The following is a 19,285-nucleotide window of genomic DNA, read 5'->3' on the forward strand; positions in this document are numbered from 1 at the left end:
GGTTCGTCGCGTGTTCTCGGCACGCCGCGGCCGACCGATCGTCTGAGATGAATGTGCTGACCCATGACTGCTCCCCGTCGCGCCGCCCGAACGGCGCTCGCCGTGCTCGCCCTGCTCATCCCCCCGGCCCTCGCGGCCTGCGGTGACACCTCCACCTCGGTCGCCGCGGGCGAGACCCGGACCGTGGTCGATGTGGAGGGGACCGAGATGGAGGTCCCGGTCGATCCGCAGCGGGTGGTCACGCTCAGTGAACCGACCCTCGACGGCGTCCTGGCCCTCGGAGTCACCCCGGTGGGCACGGTCAGCGGACGCGGCCAGAGCTCGGTGCCGAGTTACCTGGCCGATGAGGCCGGAGAGATCCCGCTGCTCGGCGGTGTCGCCGCGCCCAACTACGAGAAGATCGCCAACGCCGACCCCGACCTGATCCTGGTCGACGGCACCTCGATCAACAACAACCCCGAGGCGATCGGCGTGCTGCGCAAGATCGCGCCCACCTTCTACACCGGCTACGCCGGGGGCGACTGGCGGGCCAACTTCGAACTCGTGGCGGAGGCGCTCAACGAGAAGGAGCCGGCCACCGCCGTGCTCGCCGAGTACGACGCCAAGGTCGCCGAGGCGAAGAAGGACCTGACCTCCTACGCCGACGACACCTTCTCGGTCGTGCGTTGGCAGGGTTCCTCGGCCGCGATGATCCTCAAGGAACTGCCGGCGGGGATGGCGCTGAGCGACCTCGGCCTCCAGCGGCCCGGCCCGCAGGACAAGAGGGGGCGGGGCCACAGCGAGCCCGTCTCGCTGGAGAACATCGCGACCATCGACGCCGACTACATGTTCTTCGGCACCCTGGGGGGCTCGTCCAACGCAAACCCGGACGCCGGTGGCGCCGCCGACCTGACCGGAGCCCAGCAGGCCCTGGCACAGGCCGAGGAGGTGCCGGGGTTCAGCACGCTGGCGGCGTACCGGACCGGTCACATCTACCCGGTGGACGGTTCGCTGTGGACCTCGACCGGCGGGCCGATCCTGATGTCGCGGATCGTGGACAACGTGACGGGGATCCTGGCGTGAGGCGGCTCCTCGCCCTGCTCCTGGGTGCCGGGCTGACCCTGCTGCCGGCCACGGTCGCGATCGCGCCCGCCCAGGCGGCCGAACCCACCTGTGCCTCGGGTGCACAGGCCACGGTGACGATCGAGGATCCGACGGTCAGCCTCGGCGGGACCCTGCGGATCTCGGGTCGGGGCTGGTGTCACCCCGACGGTGGCGGCAGCGTGGTCGGGGTCAAGATCGACGAGGGCGGATTCTCCCGCACCGACGACTCGGTGCACGCGAACAAGACGATCTGGGCGATCGTCGAGGCTCGTGGCGACGGCACCTTCGAGGCCGGGATCGAGCTTCCGGATGGCACCGCGCAGAGTTCGACCCCGGCCTTCACCGCGGGCTCCCACACCCTCCGCCTCCTCAGCGGATCGCTGAAGCCGGGGGATGCGGGCCGCACCCTGCAGTCCGGGAGCTTCGCCGTTCGCGGAGACAGCGACCCGGAGCCCCCCGCCTGGGCCGCCCAGACCCTGACCGGTGGCGGGGCCACCGCCTGGGTCGAGGACGCCGTCGAACCCGGTGGTGCCCTCCGCATCCGGGGTTCGGGGTGGCGCAAGAGCAGCGGGTCGGGCGGGTCGACGGTGGTGGTCAAGCTCAACTCCGCGACCGGCCAGTTCACTCGCTCCGGCACGGGCGTGATCGATGGTGACGCCACGATCTGGGCACGGTTCACCGCGGCGGCGGACGGGTCCTTCGACCGTAGTCTCGACCTGCCCGGCGGCCTGGGCAGGGGTGACTTCCTCACCGTGTCGCTGTTCAGCGGCAAGTTCGCCGCCGGCGACGTCCAGCGCACCATCACCAGCACCCCGCTCGCCGTCGCCGGGGATCGCGGCAGCTCGGCCGGTGGAGGGTCGGACGTCACCTGCGTCCCCACCACGGACAGCCCCAGCGTCTCGATCGAGACTCCGACGGTCTCGCTGGGCGGGACCCTGACCATCTCGGGCGCCGGCTGGTGCAACCCCGCCGGCGGGGGCTCCAAGATCGGGGTCAAGATCGACGAGGGCACCATCAACCACGTCGACACCTCGCTGCATGCCAACACCAGCATCTGGGCGATCGTGCAGGCCGGGCACCGGGACGGCACCTTCACCGCCCACATCACGCTGCCGGACGGGACCACCGGCACCTCGCTGCCCGCGATCGGCCGGGGAGCCCACACCCTGCGGCTGCTCTCCGGCTCGCTCGTCGCGGGCGACACCGTGCGCAGCGTCGAGTCCGGTGAGTTCGTGATCGGTTCCTACCGGCCCACTGCTGCACCGGACCCGCTCCCGGCCGGCGCCCTCACCGCGGGCAGTGCGCACGGCGTGTCCGCCACGGTCTCCGGTGCCCGGTTGACCGTCCGGGTTCCCCGCGGGGCGGCAGGCGACTGGATCTTCCTGTCCGCGATGGCTCCGGACGGATCGCCGCGTTACCCGTGGGGCGAGCAGTGGTTCCGCCTCGGTGCGGGTGGCACCTTGGTCACCGGTCTCGGCGGTACGCCGGTCCAGGGGCCGCACCGGTTGGTGCTGCAGAGCGGTGCCCAGGGGCACGTCGGCGAACTCGTCGGCTGGGCCTCGGTCACCTTCCCGGGCGAGGCGAGTTCGCCGGACGGGACCGGCCCGGACGGCGGCTCCGACCCGAACGGTTCCGACCACGATGAGGGTTCCGACCCCAAGGGCGGCGGCGACGACGACGGCTCCGGTGACGAGGACGAGCAGGCGGCCCCCTCGCCAGGGGGCACGCTCACCCCCGACGCGGACCCGGCGACCGATCCGGCCACGCCCCCCGGCCTCACCGACCCGAAGCCGCCGGTGAGGTCATACGACGACCTCGACCCCGTCGACCGGCTCGATTCGTCGCTCGAGGGCACGGTCGTCACCGTGCTGCTCCAGCGCGAGGTCGCCAGCCTGGTGAAGAAGGCGGAGAAGCCGCCCGAGGGACCGCTGTTCGTGCACGTGTACGCCGAGAAGGAGATCCTGCCCGCCGGCTGGGTGCGCCCCGGTGCGAAGGGGAAGCCGGCGACACGGATCACGGTCGACCTCGCGAAGCTCCCGGTCGCGCCGTACCGACTGACCCTCCAGGACGCCGAGGGTGAACTGATCGGCTGGGCCGAGGCCGACCTGACCGGCGGCGTCACCGGGACACCGGAGACAGATGCGTCGGCGCCCGTCACGACGGAGCAGATCCGGCAGATCGCCGGCTGGTTCTCGGCCACGGACGGGTGGATGCTCGGCCTGGCAGCTGCGCTGCTGACCGGCCTCGGGCTCGGTCTGCTGATGCGACCTCGCGGAGGTGCCCGGTGAGGGCCGTGCGGCGGCCCCTGCTGGCGTACGCCGCCGGACTGGCTGCCGTGCTGCTGACCATCACCGCCCTCGCCGTACCCGCCTCGGCGATCCCCGACGGCGGTGCCAGCCCGGACACTCCCGGCACCTCGGCCTCGGTCTCCGGCGGCAGCGTCGTCCCGGGCGGGACGATCGGGTTCCGGGTCTCCGGCTTCCCTGCGGGGGAGACCGTCTACATCAAGATCGACGACGGTCTCACCTGCTCGAGCAAGTCGGTGCACGGCGCCTGCGTGGTCCACCAGCAGGCCATCCCCGGGGGCGGGACGGTGAGCGGGTCGTTCGTCCTGCCGACCGACATCAAGCCCGGCCGGCACTGGCTGCGCTTCCTGGCCAGCGAGGAGCTGACCAAGGGCGGGAAGTACGTCGGGACTCAGGGCTACACCTGTCGCGGCAACACCGACTTCACCGTGGTCGCGGGCGGCTCGGGAGGGACCAGCACCGCCGATGGTTCGGCCGACTCGGGCGACCCGGGCGACCCGGGCAACTCGGGTACGTCGACCGACCCCGGCAGCACGGAGGAGTCCGAGTCGACCGGGAGCGACCCGAGCACCACCGACCAGCAGAGTTCACCGACCGGTGACACCCCATCGGGCGAGGAGACCGGGGCCGACCCGGGGTCGGTCGGGGGGACGGACCCCGATTCGATCGAGGCCGGCGCCGCACTGACCGTGTCGAAGCCCTCGAAGAAGGAGCGGGCCCGGCTGGTCTCGGCCGCGGCCGAGCCGGCGGACACCGTCGTACCCGTCGCGGACGACACCGAGGGGCAGGCCGCTGCGGCGGTCGCCGCGGACCGCTTCCCCTGGATCGGCACCGCCGGACTGCTGCTGGTGGCGGGCATCGTGCTGGGCATCCTCCTCGGTCGGCGGCGTCATGGGTGATGGGCTGACTGCCCGCACCTCCCGCCGCTGGACCGTCCTGGTCGTCGCCGCCGTGATCATGGTGGTGGCGGTGCTGCTGAGCCTGTCGGTGGGTAGCAACCGGCTGCCGGTGACCGAGGTGTGGGACCTGCTGCTCCACCCGGACGGGTCGACCGAGTCGGCCGCGATCCACGGCCAGCGGCTCCCCCGGACCGCGGTCGCGGTCGCGGTCGGGGCCGCGCTCGGGCTGGCCGGCGCCCTGATGCAGAGCCTGACCCGCAACCCGCTGGCCGACCCCGGCATCCTGGGGATCAACGCGGGCGCCTCGCTGACGGTCGTGCTCGCGGTGGCGGTCACCGGGCTCACCGGGATCTGGTTCTACCTCTGGTTCGCCTTCGCCGGGGCCGCGGTCACCTCGGTCGGCGTCTACCTCCTGGCGGGGACCGGGCGGCACAGCGCCACCCCGGCCCGGCTGGCCCTGGCCGGCGTGGCGGTCAGCGCGGCGCTGGTCGCGATCACCCAGACCGTGATCCTGGCCGACCAGCAGGCGTTCAACGAGTTCCGGCTCTGGGTGGCAGGCTCGCTGGAAGGGCGTGGCTGGACCGAACTGAGCGCGATCACCCCGTTCCTGCTCGTCGGACTGGTGATCGCGGTCCTCATCGGCCCCGCCCTGAACGCCCTCGGGCTGGGGGATGAGACCGGCAGGGCCCTCGGCGTGCGCGTGCCCTGGACCCGCAGCCTCGCCATGGTGGCGGTCACGCTGCTGTGCGGCGCCGCGACCGCCGCGGTCGGGCCCATCGCCTTCGTCGGCCTGGCGGTGCCCATGCTCACCCGGGCCGCGGTCGGCCACGACCTGCGCTGGATGACCCCGCTCTGCCTGCTGCTCGGCGCCTCCTGGCTCCTGGTCGCGGACACCCTCGCCCGGGTGGTCACCGCCCAGGAGGTGGCCGCGGGGGTCATCGCCGCGCTGCTCGGCGGGCCGGTCTTCGTCGCCGTCGTACGTCGTCGCAAGGTGCCGGCGCTGTGAGCGCGATCGGGCAGGGGCGACTGGTCACCTGGCGACGCGGTCACCGCTCGGTCAGGTTCTCCCGCCGATCGGCCTGGGTGGCCCTGGCCACCTGCGGGGTCGTGCTCGTCCTGGCGGTGGTGGGGCTGATGATCGGCGACTACGACGTCTCGGCCGGCCAGGTGCTGGCCGCGCTCGGCGGCGGCGGCACCGACCCGCTGGCCAGCTACTTCGTCACCGAGATCCGCCTGCCGCGGGTGGTCGCGGCGATCCTGGTCGGGATCGCCCTCGGGGTCGCCGGCAGCCTGTTCCAGATGGTCTCCGGCAACCCGCTGGGAAGTCCGGACATCCTCGGCTTCACCACCGGGGCGGCCACCGGCGCGCTGATCCAGATCATCGTCGTCGGGGGCGACACCGACGCGGTCGCACTGGGGGCGCTGGTCGGCGGCCTGCTCACCGCGGCGCTGGTGCAGGTGCTGGTGCGGCCACACGGACTCACCGGCACCCGCCTGGTGCTGGTCGGCATCGGCGTGGGCAGCACCCTGGGGGCGATCAACACCCTGCTCGTCGCGGAGGCCTCGCTGGTGGCTGCCCAGACCGCGGCCCAGTGGCTGGCCGGCTCGTTGAACACGGTGCTGTGGCCGCGCACCACGATGCTCGCCGTCGCCGTCGCCGTCCTGTCGGCGTGCGCGGTGACCATCGCTCGCGCGCTGCACCTGCTCCCGCTGGGCGACGATACCGCCCGGGCGGTCGGCGTACCGGCGCAGCGGATCCGGACGTCGGCGGTGGTGATCGCGGTCGCCATGGTGAGCGTCGCGACCGCGGTCACCGGCCCGATCGCGTTCGTGGCCCTGGCCGCGCCGCAGGTCGCGCGCCGGCTGGCAGGCACGCCCACGCCCGGCATCGTGGGGCCCGCCCTGACCGGCGCGTTGCTGGTGCTGGGCAGCGACCTGATCGCCCAGCGACTGCTGGCCCCGACCGAACTCGCCGTCGGTGTGGTCACCGGCGCGCTGGGAGGCATCTATCTGATCGTGCTGCTCGCGGTCGACTGGAGGAAGAGATGAGCATGCGGCTGAGGTCCGAGGAACTGCGCGTCGCGTACGCCGGCAGGCCGGTCCTGCACGGCCTCGACGTCGAGATCCCCGATGGCGTGATGACCGTGATCGTGGGGCCGAACGCCTGCGGCAAGTCCACCCTGTTGCGCACCCTCGCCAGGATGCTCTCGCCGGAGTCGGGTCGGGTGCTGGTCGACGGCCGCCCCACCGGCGAGTACGGCACCAAGGAGCTCGCCCGGACGCTCGGCCTCCTCCCGCAGTCGCCGACCGCCCCGGACGGGATGCGGGTGGCCGACCTGGTGGCCAAGGGCCGGTTCCCGCACCAGAGCCTGCTGCGCCAGTGGTCGCGCGCGGACGAGGCCGCCGTCCGGGCGGCGATGGCCGCGGCCAACGTCACCGACCTGGCCGAGCGTGCCGTCGACGAACTCTCCGGCGGCCAGCGCCAGCGGGTGTGGCTGGCGATGGCGCTGGCCCAGGAGACGCCGCTGCTCCTGCTGGACGAGCCGACGACGTACCTCGACATCGCCCACCAGCTCGAGGTGCTCGAGCTCGCCCGCCGGCTGGCGCGCGAGGGACGGACCGTGGTCTGTGTCCTGCACGAGCTCCACCTCGCCTTCCGCTACGCCGACCACCTGATCGTGATGGCCCAGGGCGAGATCGTGGCCTCCGGCGACCCGCGCGAGATCGTGACCGCCGAGCTGGTCGAGGAGGTCTACGACCTGCCCTGCCAGGTGGTCACGGACCCGCTGAGCGGTACGCCGATGATCCTGCCGTTGGTCGGCACCCCCGCCGCCGGTCGACCTACCCCCGGGAGCGGGTGAGCCGGAGGATCTGGTCGCTGCCACCGAGGGTGGACACCAGCACCCCATCGCGCCCGTCGGCACGCACGTGGTGGGCGTGGGTGAGGGGGATCCGGTGCAGCAGTCGACCGCGCGCGGAGAGCACCGACACGGTGGTGTCGGGGGTGCTGTTCTGGGCGAAGTCGGTCACGTACACGCGTCGGTGCCTCCGCTCGAACGCGACCGAGAGGGCACCCGGGCCGGTCCGGGTCGCCGCGATCCTGCGGCCGGCGTAATCGGTCACCAGCAGAATGCCGTCGTCCTGGGAGGTGATGTAGAGGCGGCGGGCGCGGGGGTCGACCGCCACGCCGGACGGGCCGGCGCTGCCGGTGTCGGGCAGATCGAGCTCGACCACCCGGTGCCGCAGGGTCCGGGTGTCGATCGACATCGCGCGAGGGGTGCTCAGGCTGACCGTCCAGATCTTCCCGGTGGACGGGTCGGAGGCCAGGCTCATCGGGGAGAACTCACTGCGCGGAAGAACGCCGGTCTCGCCGATCTTCTCGAACCGGACACCGTCGCCGTCCTCGTCGTCTCCCTCGAAGACGCTCACCGAGCCGGTCCCCTCGGTGGTCGGCGCGGCCGAGGTCACGAAGACCCGACCGGTGACGGGGTCGTGCTGGACGTCGCGGGCACCGGGGACAGTGCCGAGGGGATGGGTGTGCAGCGGCCGGAGGGTGTCCTGGTCGACCACGGAGACGGTGTCATCGCGGCTGTGGGTGAGCCACACCGTGCCGTGCTGGTCGTCGACGCCGACGCCGTACGCCGCCAGGGGCAGCTCGGGCGCGGACGGGGCGGCCGGAGGGCTGACCGAGTCGAGCGGGGTGAGCGTCTCCCGGTCGAGCCGGTGCAGCCGGGAGACGCCACCCCCTGCCGTGGTGGCGTAGACGACTCCCCGCTCGGTGCTGACGGCGGTCTGGTAGAGCCCCTGGCCGAGTGCTCCCGGAGGCGAGCTCGTCACGATCTCGGTGCCCTGGGTCGCGGGGGCAGCGGACTCGTTGCCGGCTGGCGCGGGCCCGCCGTCCGCCGCGACGGACGGCGCCATGATCGGCAGCAGGGTCGACCCCGCGAGGACGAGCAGGCCGCGAGGAGGGCGCCGTCGATGCGGCGGTGGGACGGACCGGGTGAGGGCATGCAGCACGAAGAGACCTCCCGAGAGATCGAGGTGACCGGACGGAGTCGACGTGACTCCGATTCCACCGCCTCGGACGAACAAGGTTAGGCTTGCCTTCATATCAGGCTGTTCCTTCTCGTCTCCCCACCGGGGGCCGCCGAGGGGAGACCCGCTCGCCGCGCACCGCGGTCCGCTGCCGCCGATGCCGGCGTACTAACGTTCCACCGCCCCTGCCCCGACCCGAGATGACCTCCTCCGCGATGATCCCGCCACGTCCCCGCCCGCCCAAGGTGCCCCGACCCACGCCCGTGCCGCGGGTCCGGAGCGACCTGATCGACCGACTGGCGCCCGAGGACGTGCCCATGTTCTGGGAGCAGATCGCGCGCACCCTGCCGCTGGTCGAGGAGACCGGCGTGCCCGGCGAGGCGGTCGTGACCTTCTGCTGGCGCGACCACGACGCGGAGCAGGTACTGCTCTTCGCCAACCGGCTGACCGACGAGACCGACCTCGATGCCACCCTGCTGGAACGCAAGGGCGACACCGACCTGTGGCACGCGTCCTTCGCGATGGCCTCGGACTGGCGGGCAAGTTACGCCTTCCTCGTCCAGCGCCCGGGGGAGCAGGCGCCCTGGGTGGTCGGTGACCAGGTCAGCCTGCGCGGAGCCCTCGACCAGGGCCGGACCGACCCCCGCAACCCCGAGACCTGCCCCGGCAGGCACGGCGCACTCCGATCCGTCTGCGCACTGCCCGACGCCGCGCCGCAGCCCTGGCTCGCACCGCGTGCGGACGTCGAACGGGGCAGCATGCACGAGGACCTCGGCCCCGACGGACGCCGGGTCTGGCTCTACGACCCGGCGGCCTTCACCACGGCCGAGCCGTTGCCGCTGCTCGTCGTGCTCGACGGCGAGGTCTGGGCCGAGACGCACGACCTGGCCACCACCCTCGACAACCTCCAGGCCGACGGCACCGAGCCGCTGCGGGCCGTCTTCCTCGACGCCGGCGACCGGGACCAGCGCTGGGCCGAACTCTCCAACGACGGCGCCGGGGTGGAGTACGTCGTCGAGCGACTGGTCCCGTGGGTGGCCGATCGCCGCGGCGTCCGTACCGACCAGGTGGGTGTGGCGGGTCAGAGTCTCGGCGGACTCACCGCGCTGCGAGCAGGCCTGCTCCGTCCCGACGCCGTGGCGTGGGTGGCCAGCCAGAGCGCCTCCCTGTGGCAGGACGACCTCGCCGTCGCCGTCGACAAACTGGCCGGCGCCGAGCGGACGCCGCGCATCCACCTCGCCCACGGACTCCAGGAATGGGTGCTCGCCGGTCCCCACCGCGAACTCGCCGAGCGCCTCCGCGCGGCCGGTGTGGGGGTCACCGAGGCGTCGTACAACGGTGGCCACGACGACGCCTGGTGGCGCGGAGCACTGGCCGACGCCGTCCGCTGGGCCGCGGAGCCGATCTGACGGCTCCGGGCCGGGCCGGGCTGAGGGCTCCGGGTCGGGCTGAGGGCTCGCCGGGTCAGCGGCTGCCGGCACAGGCCTCGGCGGGAGGGGAGGTGCCGGCGCCGACCCGGACGACGACCACGCGCAGGCACACCCGGCCCTCGGCGGGCCGGACGACCGAGGTGGCGCGAGTGCGCTGCGACTCCTGGGTGCTCGGGTCCGTCCACTGGTAGGTGTCGTCGGCGAGCGGGGTCTCGGCGGGCGACCAGGTGAACCGGTAGCCGCGAGGCACGGTCGCCACCGAGATCTCGGGAGCCGGTGGCGGCGCAGGGTCGGCCAGCGGCGAGCCGGGCGTGGTCAGGGCCGAGGAGGGTGTGGTCTCCTCGGTCGGCTCCTCCGACTCATCACCACCACGGACCACGAGCGTCACCAGGAGCGCCAGCGCGGCGACCACGCCGAGCGCTGCCCAGAGCACTCCGCGCGACGAGCGGGGGGGCTCCTCGAGGTCGCCGTCCGCGGGGGCGGCCCCCGAACCGGTGACGCTGCCGCTGCCCTGGACGAACGTGCTCGGCTTGAAGACGGTGGCGTCCTCGGGGTTGTCCTCGGCCGCGGGCGCCGCGAACCCCCGGGACTCCTCCACCGCGAGGGGGGTGCGCGCATACCCCATCGAGCTCTCGATCTGCTGCAGGGAGCGGGCCAGTTCGAGCGCCGACCGGGGCCGCTGGTCGGGCTGCTTGGCCAGGCACTGCGCCAGCAGTCGCTCCAGCGCCGGCGGTACGTCGGGCCGCTGGGTCGCGGGTGCGGGCGTGTGCAGGATGCGGGTGGCGAGGGCGCGCGAGGAGTTGTCGCCGTGCGGCACGGAGTACGGCGAGCGGCCGACCAGCAGGTTCCACAAGGTGGCGCCCAGCGAGTAGACGTCGGAGGCGACCGTGCCGTTGGAACGGCCGTCGATCATCTCCGGCGGGGCCCACGGGTAGGACATCCGGACCTCGGTGTCCGCATGGACCTCGGCGATCCGTCCGGCGATGCCGAAGTCGGTGAGCGCGGGCTCCTGGTAGGTCGTCACCAGCACGTTGCTCGGCTTGATGTCGCGGTGCAGGATGCCCGACCGGTGCGCGGTCTCCACGGCGCTGGCCAGCTTCACGCCGGTGGCCAGGACGTCGACCACCGACATCGGGGCGGTGCGGACCCTCACCCCGAGGTCGGGGGGAGGGCAGAAGCGCATCACCAGGTAGGGCCGGCCCTCGACCTCGCCGGCGTTGAGGACGTTGACGATGTAGGGGTGGTCGGCCAGGTGCGCCATCGCGTCGGCCTCGCTGCGGAACAGTTCCTTCTCCCGCGCGGTGAAGGAGATGTCCGGGCGCACGATCTTGATCGCCACCCGCTGCTTGGGCCACTGCTGCTCATAGAGATGGACGTCCGCGAAACCGCCGGAGCCCAACGGCTGCACGTAGGTGAAGCCGGGGATCTGCGGGGCGGTCACGGATGGCGGTCCTTGCTGTGCGGTGGCGGGGTCGGCGCGCCGTACGCCGGGGGCGCGGGCTGTGGTCCGGGGGGCGGCCCGGTCAGGGGAGGCCCACTGGGCGGCGGCCCGCCGGGCGCCGGCGACGGCGGCCCCGATGGTACGGCGAGGTCCAGACCGGTGCGGAAGGTGACCGTGTAGTCGTCGCCGAGCAGGAGTCGGTGGTCGTTTTCGAGGATCACCGTGTCGTAGGGGCGCAGCCGCTCGGGTGCGCGTCCCGGCACGAGCAGGGTGGTGCCGGCGCGGGAGCCGAGGTCGCGGGCGAGCACCAGCCAGCCGTCCAGGGTGATCTGGACGTGCAGGCGGGACAGGTGGGTGGCCTGATCGGGCAGTCGCACCAGGTGCGGCCAGGCCTCGCCGTCGGGGAGCGGCCGTGGTTTGCGGCCGAGCACGACGCCGCGGTCGAGGAGCAGTTGTTGGCCGTCGGGCAGGCCCAGGACGCCCAGCGGCGGCCGGGGCACCCGGGACGGCGGTTGTTCGGCGACGGGTCCTCCGCAGGTCCGGCACACCGAGGAGTGCGCCGGGGTGTAGTGCCCGTTGTCGCACCGCACCGCCTGGACGGTCTCGCCGGTGGCATGGCTCAGGTGGTCCGTGGGCGGTTCGGCGCCGCGCGCCTGGGTGTGCCCGTCATGGTCGTCGGGGTGCCAGGACGGCTCGGGCAGGGAGGGACCGGTCGATCCCGGTGGCGCCGCCGACCCCGCGATCCCGGCGGCGCCGGGCGGCCCGTCGACCGGTGGCGGTGGATCGGTGGGCGGGGAGGTCGCGGGCGCGCTGGGCGCGGGACGCGGCCCGGTGCGCACCCGGGTGTGCCCGACCCGACCCTCACCGGACCGGTCGGCGTCGTGCGCCGTACCGGAGTGGGGGCCGGTCTGGGGGCCGGTGGCTCCGGACTCCGGCGCGGAGCGCGGTGAGCGCTGGGTGTCGTGCCCGGGGTCGTGCTCGGGGTCGAGTACCGGGTGGGCGGCCGTGTCGTGCACGGTCTCGTGGGTGCCGGCCAGGTCGGGGGCGGTGGCGTGCAGGATGGCGTCGGGGATGCCGTCGATGAGGGCACCGGCGCCCGCGGCCGGGGCGCCCACGCCCCCGGTGGCGCTCTCCCGACCGCCGCCGGACCCGCCCGCGATGGCCGCTGGGGCAGGACGGGTGAGGGTGATGCGGACGCTCGCGGCCCCCACGACCCCGGAGGCCAGCGGAAGCTCGCGGGCCCGGTCGTGGGCCCGGTCCAGCACCAGTTCGACGGCCTCACCGCGTTCGGCGAGGCCGGCGTCGCCGCGGATCACTCGCCCGACGCCGACCGCCTGCCGCGCGTCCAGATCGATCACGACCACCGAGGAGGCGCCCAGCATCGCCGCGAGGTCGGCGACCGCCTCGGGATCGGGGATGCGCGGTCCCACCAGGGCGTCCCAGAGCTGTTGCGCCGTACCGGGGTCGGGTGGTGAGTCGGCGAGCAGCCAGCGGCTCCCGTCGCCGAGCAGCAGCCCGCCGCCCGGCACGTAGCCCGCCCGCATGCTCATCCCCACTTCCCCCCGGGTCCGGTCGCCGCCGGTGCTCCCGTCCATCCGATCACACTGCCGTCGGACCCGACACCGGCATGGTAGGTGGCCGCGAGTGGGCGCTGGGTGACCGGGCCGCGTCCGACCCACCAGGCGCGCCGTGGGTGGGCGCGACCTGTCCCGTACGTCGGCAGAGCCGATCGCGGGCGCAGGGCGATCGAGGGTGGTCGATAGCGTGACGTTGGCGGTTGGAGGCGCTGAGCTTTACCCTCGCCTCGCGTATGCCGTCGCCGAGCGAGCCGCGACGACGACGCCGACGAACTCTGTGAGGTGGGGACATGGCGCGCAGCAGCCGCGGTCGCGCCGTGTCCCTGGCTCCCTATCTCGCGCTGTTGATCGTGGTGGCCGGGCTTTCGTGGGTGGCGGTGCGTGCTGACGGCTATCAGGCCCACGACCCCGAACTCCACGACGGCGGGGTGTGGGTGACCAACACCGCCGATGGCTTCTACGGTCGGATGAACAAGCCGATCAACCAGTTGGACAGCGCCATCCCGGCGGAATTGGGCAGCACCCCGGATGTGGTGCAGGACGGCGCGGCGGTGGTCGCGGTCGATCCCGGGCAGGGCAGCATCACCGCCATCGACCCCGGCCAGGTCGAGATGGTCCAGGGCGAACGCGCGGTCCTGCCGGCCGACGCCGCCGTGCAGTTGGCCGGTGGCACGGTGGCGGTGCTGGACCCGGCGAGCGGACAGCTGTGGGCCCAACGGGTGGACCCGGTCGCACAGCATCCGACGGTGAGCGCACTGGACTCGCAGACGGACCCGACCGCGGAGCTGGGTGGCGATGCCGCCCTGGCAGTGAGCCGGGACGGTGATGTCGTCGTACTCTCCGCCGCCGAGGACCAGCTCACCGAGCTGTCCGCCGGCGAGAGCGGCCTGCAGCCCGCGGACCCGCAGGACCTCGAGTCGCCGGTCGGTGCCGGCTCGACGGTCACCACCGTCGGCGACACCGCGGTGGTGCTGGACCGGGAGTCCGGCACCCTGAGCGTGGTCGGTGGTGGCACGAGTCAGCTGGCGCCGGATGCGGTGCTGCAGCAGCCCGGTCCGGATGCAGGCAGCGTGCTGGTGGCCGAGGGCGACCGTCTGGTCTCGGTCGACCTGGCCTCGGGTGAGGCCGAGGTCATCGCCGACGGTGCCGCCGGTACGCCGGCCCAGCCGGTGCGCCTGGGGGCGTGTGTGTTCGGGGCCTGGTCCGGGGCGGACGGGTACGTCGCCCAGCGCTGTGGCGACGAGGACACGGCGATGAACACGCTCGGGGCGGGCAGCAGCGACCTGGTGTTCCGGGTCAATCGGGGCGAGATCGTGCTCAACGACCGGTCCAGCGGCCGGGTGTGGGACCTCGACACGGACGCACCGACCCGGATCGACGACTGGGAGTCGTTCAAGAAGAAGACGGTCGACACCGAGGACGACAAGCAGCAGGAGGACGAGACCACCTCGGGTGACCGGCGTCCGCCCAAGGCCGAGGACGACCAGTTCGGCGCCCGCCCGGGTCGGACCACCGTGCTCTACCCGCTGGACAACGATGCGGCTCCCCAGGGCCGGCTGCTGTCGGTGCAGTCGCTGGACCAGCCCTCGGATCCCGACACCGAACTGACCATCAGCCCGAACGGGCAGACCGTCCAGATCCGGCTGCCGCAGGGCGCGACCCGGCCGGTCACGTTCGCCTACCACGTGGACGACGGCCGCGAGGGCGTGTCGGACCAGGCCCAGGTGACCGTGACGCCGAGACAGGACGGGGAGAACGAGGTCCCCGCCCTCCGGGAGGGCTTCGAACCGGAGACCTGGTCGGTGCCGGCCGGAGGCGTGCTGGAGATCCCGGTGCTGCCGGACTGGCGCGACTACGACGACGGCGACCCGATCAGCGTGGCCGCGGCGACCGCGGAGCGCGGAGACCGGACCGGTGCCACCGCGCGCGTCACCGGGAGCGGCCGGATCCGGTTCACCGCTCCCGCTCAGCGCGGTGATTCCACGATCAGCTACCAGGTCAGTGACGGGGTCGGGGAACCGGTGGAGGAGTCCGTCCGGGTCCGGGTCCAGGATCACCGGGACCGGCAGGCGGTGGCACCCTCGGCGCAGCCGGACGTGGTCAGCGGCGAGGTGGGCAAGCCGATCCTCATCCGTCCACTGGCCAACGACCATCCCGGCTCCGACCCGACCACCCCCGACGCCGAGCTGGTGCTGGCCGGGCAGGTGGCCTCGCCCGGCGGTGCCCGGGTGAGCACCGACCTGGTCGAGGGGACGGTGACCCTGCGGGCGAACTCACCACGGACCTACTTCCTCGACTACGACGCGGCGTACGGCAACTCGCAGTTCTCCCGGGCGAAGATCCGCGTCGACGTACGGCCGGCGCAGAACCCGCCCCGGGACCCGGTGGCGATGCCGGACCAGGTCACCCTGTCCGGTCAGGCGCCCACGCTGGTGGACGTGCTGGCCAACGACGTCGACGCCGCCGGCCGGGTGCTCACGGTGCAGGGCGCGCAGGCAGCCGACGACGCCGACCTGGACGTCTCGGTCGTCGAGGGTCGCTGGGTGCGGATCGCCGCCCGGCAGCCCCTGCTGGGCGCCGGCAGCCGGGTCGTGCACTACACCCTGAGCAACGGTGCCAACTCCGGTGTCACCGGTGATGTGATGGTCAGCCAGCGGCCCCGGCCCGAGGACAACACCCCCGTCACGGAGGTGGACCGGGTGACGGTACGCGCCGGCAGCGCGGCCGCGATCCCGGTGCTGGACAACGATTTCAGCCCCGCCGGCGACCCGCTGCGGCTGGTCGACGATGTCGCCGAGGCCGAGGCGGGTCAGCTGGTGGTGCGGCCGCCGGGTGACGAGGAGGTGCCGCTCGGGCAGGCCTATGTCACCGGTCGGGTGGTGAAGTACGTCGCCCCCACCGTGCGCGAGACGACGACGTACACGATCGGCTATCAGGCGACCAACTCGGCCGGTGAGGTGGCGCCCGGAAGCGCCGAGGTCACGGTGCTGCCGGCCGAGGACAACCGGCCGCCGGAGCCGCCGCTGCTGGAGGGTCGGGTGATGGCCGGCGGCGAGGTGACCCTGCGGCTGCCCGGCGCCGAGGTCGACCCGGACGGCGATCCGGTGACGCTGACCTCGATCTCGGTGCCGCCGAAGCTGGGCCGGATCCTGTCATCCGGCGCCAACTCGCTGGTCTACGAGGCCTTCCCGGGGAGTACCGGCACCGACGAGTTCTCCTACCGCGTCGAGGACCCGCAGGGCGCCGAGGCCGAGGGGACGGTCCGGGTCGGTGTGACCGAGCCGGCCGAGGTCCAGGCCCCGCTGGCGGTGGACGACACCGCCCGGGCCGCACCCGGCCGCAGGATCGTGGTGGACGCGCTGGCCAACGACCACGTCGCCGAGGGTGACCGGGTCAGCATGGAGCTGGTCGACCCGCCGGAGGGCGTGTCCCTGGACGGCACGACCGGGCCGGTCTCGGTCCGGGTGCCGAACGGCGGCGAGGACGTCAAGGTCGTCTACACGCTGAGCAACGGGGTCTCCACCACCCGGGCCACGATCCTGGTGCGGGCGGTGGAGGGGTTCAACAACCCGCCGGTGGTGCCCGACGCCTTCGGCCAGGACGCCGAGGGCGGTGCCGCCGAGAACACCGTCGTGGTCGACGTGCTCGAGGACGCCGTGGACCCCGACGGTCCCAAGGACGCACTGCAGGTCACCGAGGTGACGGCGCCCGCCGCGCTCGCCGCGTCGGTCGACGGCGGCTCGGTGACGCTGACCCGGGGCGAGCACCCCACGGTGGTGCCGGTGCGGGTCGAGGACGCCGACGGGGGCGCGACCACCGCGTCGGTCTACGTGCCGGCCGCCGGGAGCTCCCTGCCCTACGTCGACGGGGCCATCGAACTCGACCCGGGGGAGACGGTGACCGCCGCGCTCGAGGATTACGTGGTGGACCCTTCCGGCGAAGGGGTCTCGCTCACCCTCAAGGACCGGATCTGGCCCTCGCCCGAGGGGCAGATCAATGCCACCGTGACCGGGGAACGCGAGTTCGAGGTCTCCGCCGGGGAGCAGTACGCCGGACCGGGGGCGGTCAGCGTCGAGGTGCTCTCGGGGGTCACCGACACCTCGCCCGGGGTCAAGACGGTGCTCTCGGTGCCGGTCCAGGTGGGCTCCACCAGGCCCGCGCTGCGCTGCCCCTCGTCACCGCTGGAGGTGGCGCAGGGTCAGACGATCGAGATGGACATCACCGCGCTGTGCCACACCTGGACCAGCGACCCCGACGAGGCCGACGACCTGGAGTACACCGCCGACTGGGAGGCCGGGGCGGACGGGCTCAGCATCATCGAACCCAGGGGCGAGCAGATCAGCGTCGAGGCGGCGCCCGATGCGGAAGCCGGTACCGAGGCCACCCTGGCGGTCAAGACCCGCGGCAGCGAGCCGGGGCTGATCCCGGTGGTCGTGGTCGCGGCCCCGTCGCCGTCGCTGGCGCCGGTCAGCGTCGAGGACATGGCGGCCGGTGAGGAACGTCGGGTCGACCTGCTGCCCTATCTCACGACCGGTGCCGACAACCCGGACCCGCAGATCCTGAGCATCGAGGCGATGACCGAGCTGGACGTCGACGCCGAGGTCGACGGCACCAGCCTGGTGCTGCGCGCGGGCGAGGACGTGCACGGCACCGCCCGGTTCGCGGTGACGATGGCCGACGTCGGTGGCAACCCGCCGGCGAACCGGCAGGCGTCGAGCACCCTCGAGGTCACCATCCTGGACACCCCCGACGCCCCCACCGCGCCGGTGCCGGGGCGGACGGTGCGCAGCCAGGAAGTGGTGCTCTCCTGGCGGGCGCCGGAGGCCAACGGTGCGCCGATCGACCGCTACCGGGTGACCGGCGATCACGGTGCGGGCACCCGCGAATGCGGCTCGACCGGGTGCACGATCACCGGGCTGACCAACGGCGTGGACTACACCTTCACCGTGGAGGCGCACAACCGGGTCGGCTGGTCCGACCCGAGTCCGCGATCCGCGGTCGCCACCCCGGACGCCAAGCCGGGCATCGTCGGCGAGATCCGGCGTACCCGCGTGGGCGATGGCACGATCGCGCTGGCCTGGACCGCACCCACCACCCAGACCTCGGCGATCGAGCGCTACCACGTCTCCTGGCCCGGTGGTGAGGGCGCGACCGTCAGCGGCCCGGCGGCGACCATCGGCGGGCTGGACAACGACAAGACCTACGTCTTCACGGTGGTGGCCGAGAACGCCTTCGACGTCGGGCCGGGGCGCACCTCGGCGCCGTACCAGTCGATCGGTACGCCGCCCGCACCGGGCGCGCCGACGGTCACCGACCAGGAGACCGCGGGGGACGCGGGGGCGGTGAGCCTCGCCTGGGGGCCGGTGCTGCCCAACGGGCCCGGCCCGGTGACCTACACCGTGCAGCGCAACGGCGCCCCGCTGGCGCAGTGCACCAACCAGACGGCCACCACCTGCGACGACACCGGCATCAGCTACGACGGCCAGACCTACCGCTACACCGTGACCGCCTCCAACGCCGGGGTGCCCGGTACGCCCGGCGGCGCGGCCCGCACCAGCGCCCCCAGCGCCGCGGAGAGCTGGACCGCAGTCGGCAAGCCGGCCGACTGGGGTTCGTGGAGCGCCAGTGCCCCGAAGGCGGACGGGAAGGCGGTGGTCAGCTACACCGTGCCCAACTCGCGCGGGGCGACGTCGACGGTCAAGGTCACGGTGGGCGGGACGGTGTACACCTACGAGGAGACCGGCCAGCAGAGCCACAGCTACGACCTGAGCACCGGTTCGGCGCACTCGGTGAGCCTGCAACTGTGCAACGAGCAGACCTGCGGAGCGGAGACCGGGAGCACGTCGGTCCAGACCTACGACCAGCTGACCAACGCGATCAGATCGGTCACGGCGAACCGTTCCGGCAACTCGGCGAGTTGGACGGTCACGGTCGACACCATGGGTCGCAGCGCCTCGCTGCGGATCAGGAGTTCCCAGCGGGACGTCTCGAAGACGCTCTCGGGGACCGGCGTCCAGACCTACACCACCTCGGCGGTGGACCTCGGTTACGAGGTCACGGAGAAGGTCACGGTGACCGTGACCGACTCGGGTCGGGGCAGCGACTCGGCGACCGCATCGGTCACCACACCGGACCGGCCAGCGAGGAGCGTGCGGGTCAGCCACGGATCCAAGTGCAACGACAGCGGCTCTACGCCGTGCAAGGTCAACTCGCCCGACGGCACCCGCTGCGACGTCGCGGAGTGCCGCCGGATCGGCGTGACCCTGGAGAACTTCAACCTCGAGGACCCGGGCGCGACGTTCCGCTGCACGGCCAACAGCAGCGCGGGCGGCGGCTTCCAGATCAGGCAGCTCAGCGATGGCTACGCCGAGCCCGGGTGGTACGCCGGCCGGATCGACTGGATCGAGGTCACCTGCGACGGGGTGAGCAGCGGGAAGTTCGACTGGTATTGACCGATCCGCCCAGGTCTCCGGCGGGGGATTGAGCCTCTCCCGATGTGGGTAGGCATGTCTCG

Annotated in this window: 11 protein-coding genes; 8 read left to right on the top strand and 3 right to left on the bottom strand. The window is 73.1% G+C overall.

Annotation, left to right across the window (positions count from 1 at the left end; translation table 11 throughout):
• Positions 1-63 precede the first annotated feature (63 nt).
• Genes G515_RS0113975 through G515_RS21520 form a run of 6 tightly spaced genes read left to right on the top strand, consistent with a single transcriptional unit; the run spans position 64 to position 7,149 of the window.
• Positions 64-1,062 carry an ABC transporter substrate-binding protein gene (locus G515_RS0113975; protein ID WP_028660633.1) on the top strand — a complete coding sequence of 333 codons (999 nt, stop codon included), beginning with the start codon at positions 64-66 and terminating at the stop codon, positions 1,060-1,062.
• The gene (locus G515_RS0113980; protein WP_028660634.1) at positions 1,059-3,371 is read left to right on the top strand and encodes a hypothetical protein; all 2,313 of its coding nucleotides are present in this window, start codon (positions 1,059-1,061) and stop codon (positions 3,369-3,371) included. Before G515_RS0113975 ends, G515_RS0113980 begins: the two co-directional genes overlap by 4 nt.
• Positions 3,368-4,288 (top strand): hypothetical protein, encoded by a 921-nt coding sequence (locus tag G515_RS22775; protein WP_028660635.1) that lies wholly within the window; start codon positions 3,368-3,370, stop codon positions 4,286-4,288. Before G515_RS0113980 ends, G515_RS22775 begins: the two co-directional genes overlap by 4 nt.
• Positions 4,281-5,294: a FecCD family ABC transporter permease gene (locus G515_RS0113990; RefSeq protein ID WP_084653575.1), complete on the top strand. Its 1,014-nt coding sequence runs from the start codon at positions 4,281-4,283 to the stop codon at positions 5,292-5,294. The genes G515_RS22775 and G515_RS0113990 overlap by 8 nt, the downstream gene beginning before the upstream one ends.
• Positions 5,291-6,337 carry a FecCD family ABC transporter permease gene (locus tag G515_RS0113995; RefSeq protein ID WP_028660637.1) on the top strand — a complete coding sequence of 349 codons (1,047 nt, stop codon included), beginning with the start codon at positions 5,291-5,293 and terminating at the stop codon, positions 6,335-6,337. The genes G515_RS0113990 and G515_RS0113995 overlap by 4 nt, the downstream gene beginning before the upstream one ends.
• Positions 6,334-7,149 (top strand): ATP-binding cassette domain-containing protein, encoded by an 816-nt coding sequence (locus tag G515_RS21520; RefSeq protein ID WP_051218387.1) that lies wholly within the window; start codon positions 6,334-6,336, stop codon positions 7,147-7,149. The genes G515_RS0113995 and G515_RS21520 overlap by 4 nt, the downstream gene beginning before the upstream one ends.
• Here the strand turns inward: G515_RS21520 and G515_RS0114005 are convergent.
• Positions 7,130-8,305, bottom strand: coding sequence for a YncE family protein (locus G515_RS0114005; RefSeq protein ID WP_028660638.1), 1,176 nt, complete (start codon positions 8,303-8,305; stop codon positions 7,130-7,132). The two genes, G515_RS21520 and G515_RS0114005, sit on opposite strands and share 20 nt — an antisense overlap.
• Positions 8,306-8,523: 218 nt before the next feature.
• Here G515_RS0114005 and G515_RS21525 point away from each other — a divergent pair, with 218 nt between their 5' ends.
• A complete protein-coding gene (locus tag G515_RS21525; protein ID WP_036555542.1) occupies positions 8,524-9,732 on the top strand; it encodes an enterochelin esterase domain-containing protein in 1,209 nt (402 codons plus the stop codon).
• 55 nt (positions 9,733-9,787) lie between these two features.
• Here G515_RS21525 and G515_RS0114015 read toward each other — a convergent pair whose 3' ends face one another.
• Both G515_RS0114015 and G515_RS0114020 read right to left on the bottom strand, forming a co-directional pair.
• Positions 9,788-11,194 (bottom strand): serine/threonine-protein kinase, encoded by a 1,407-nt coding sequence (locus tag G515_RS0114015; RefSeq protein WP_028660639.1) that lies wholly within the window; start codon positions 11,192-11,194, stop codon positions 9,788-9,790.
• A complete protein-coding gene (locus tag G515_RS0114020) occupies positions 11,191-12,744 on the bottom strand; it encodes an FHA domain-containing protein (RefSeq protein ID WP_157571110.1) in 1,554 nt (517 codons plus the stop codon). The genes G515_RS0114015 and G515_RS0114020 overlap by 4 nt, the downstream gene beginning before the upstream one ends.
• A 317-nt stretch (positions 12,745-13,061) precedes the next feature.
• On the opposite strand from G515_RS0114020, the gene G515_RS21530 reads away from it, so the two are divergent.
• On the top strand, positions 13,062-19,223 hold the full coding sequence (locus G515_RS21530; RefSeq protein WP_051218388.1) for an Ig-like domain-containing protein: 6,162 nt from the start codon (positions 13,062-13,064) through the stop codon (positions 19,221-19,223).
• Positions 19,224-19,285: the final 62 nt, after the last annotated feature.

It is taken from the genome of Nocardioides insulae DSM 17944 (assembly GCF_000422825.1).
GTDB classification, from domain to species: Bacteria; Actinomycetota; Actinomycetes; order Propionibacteriales; family Nocardioidaceae; genus Nocardioides; species Nocardioides insulae.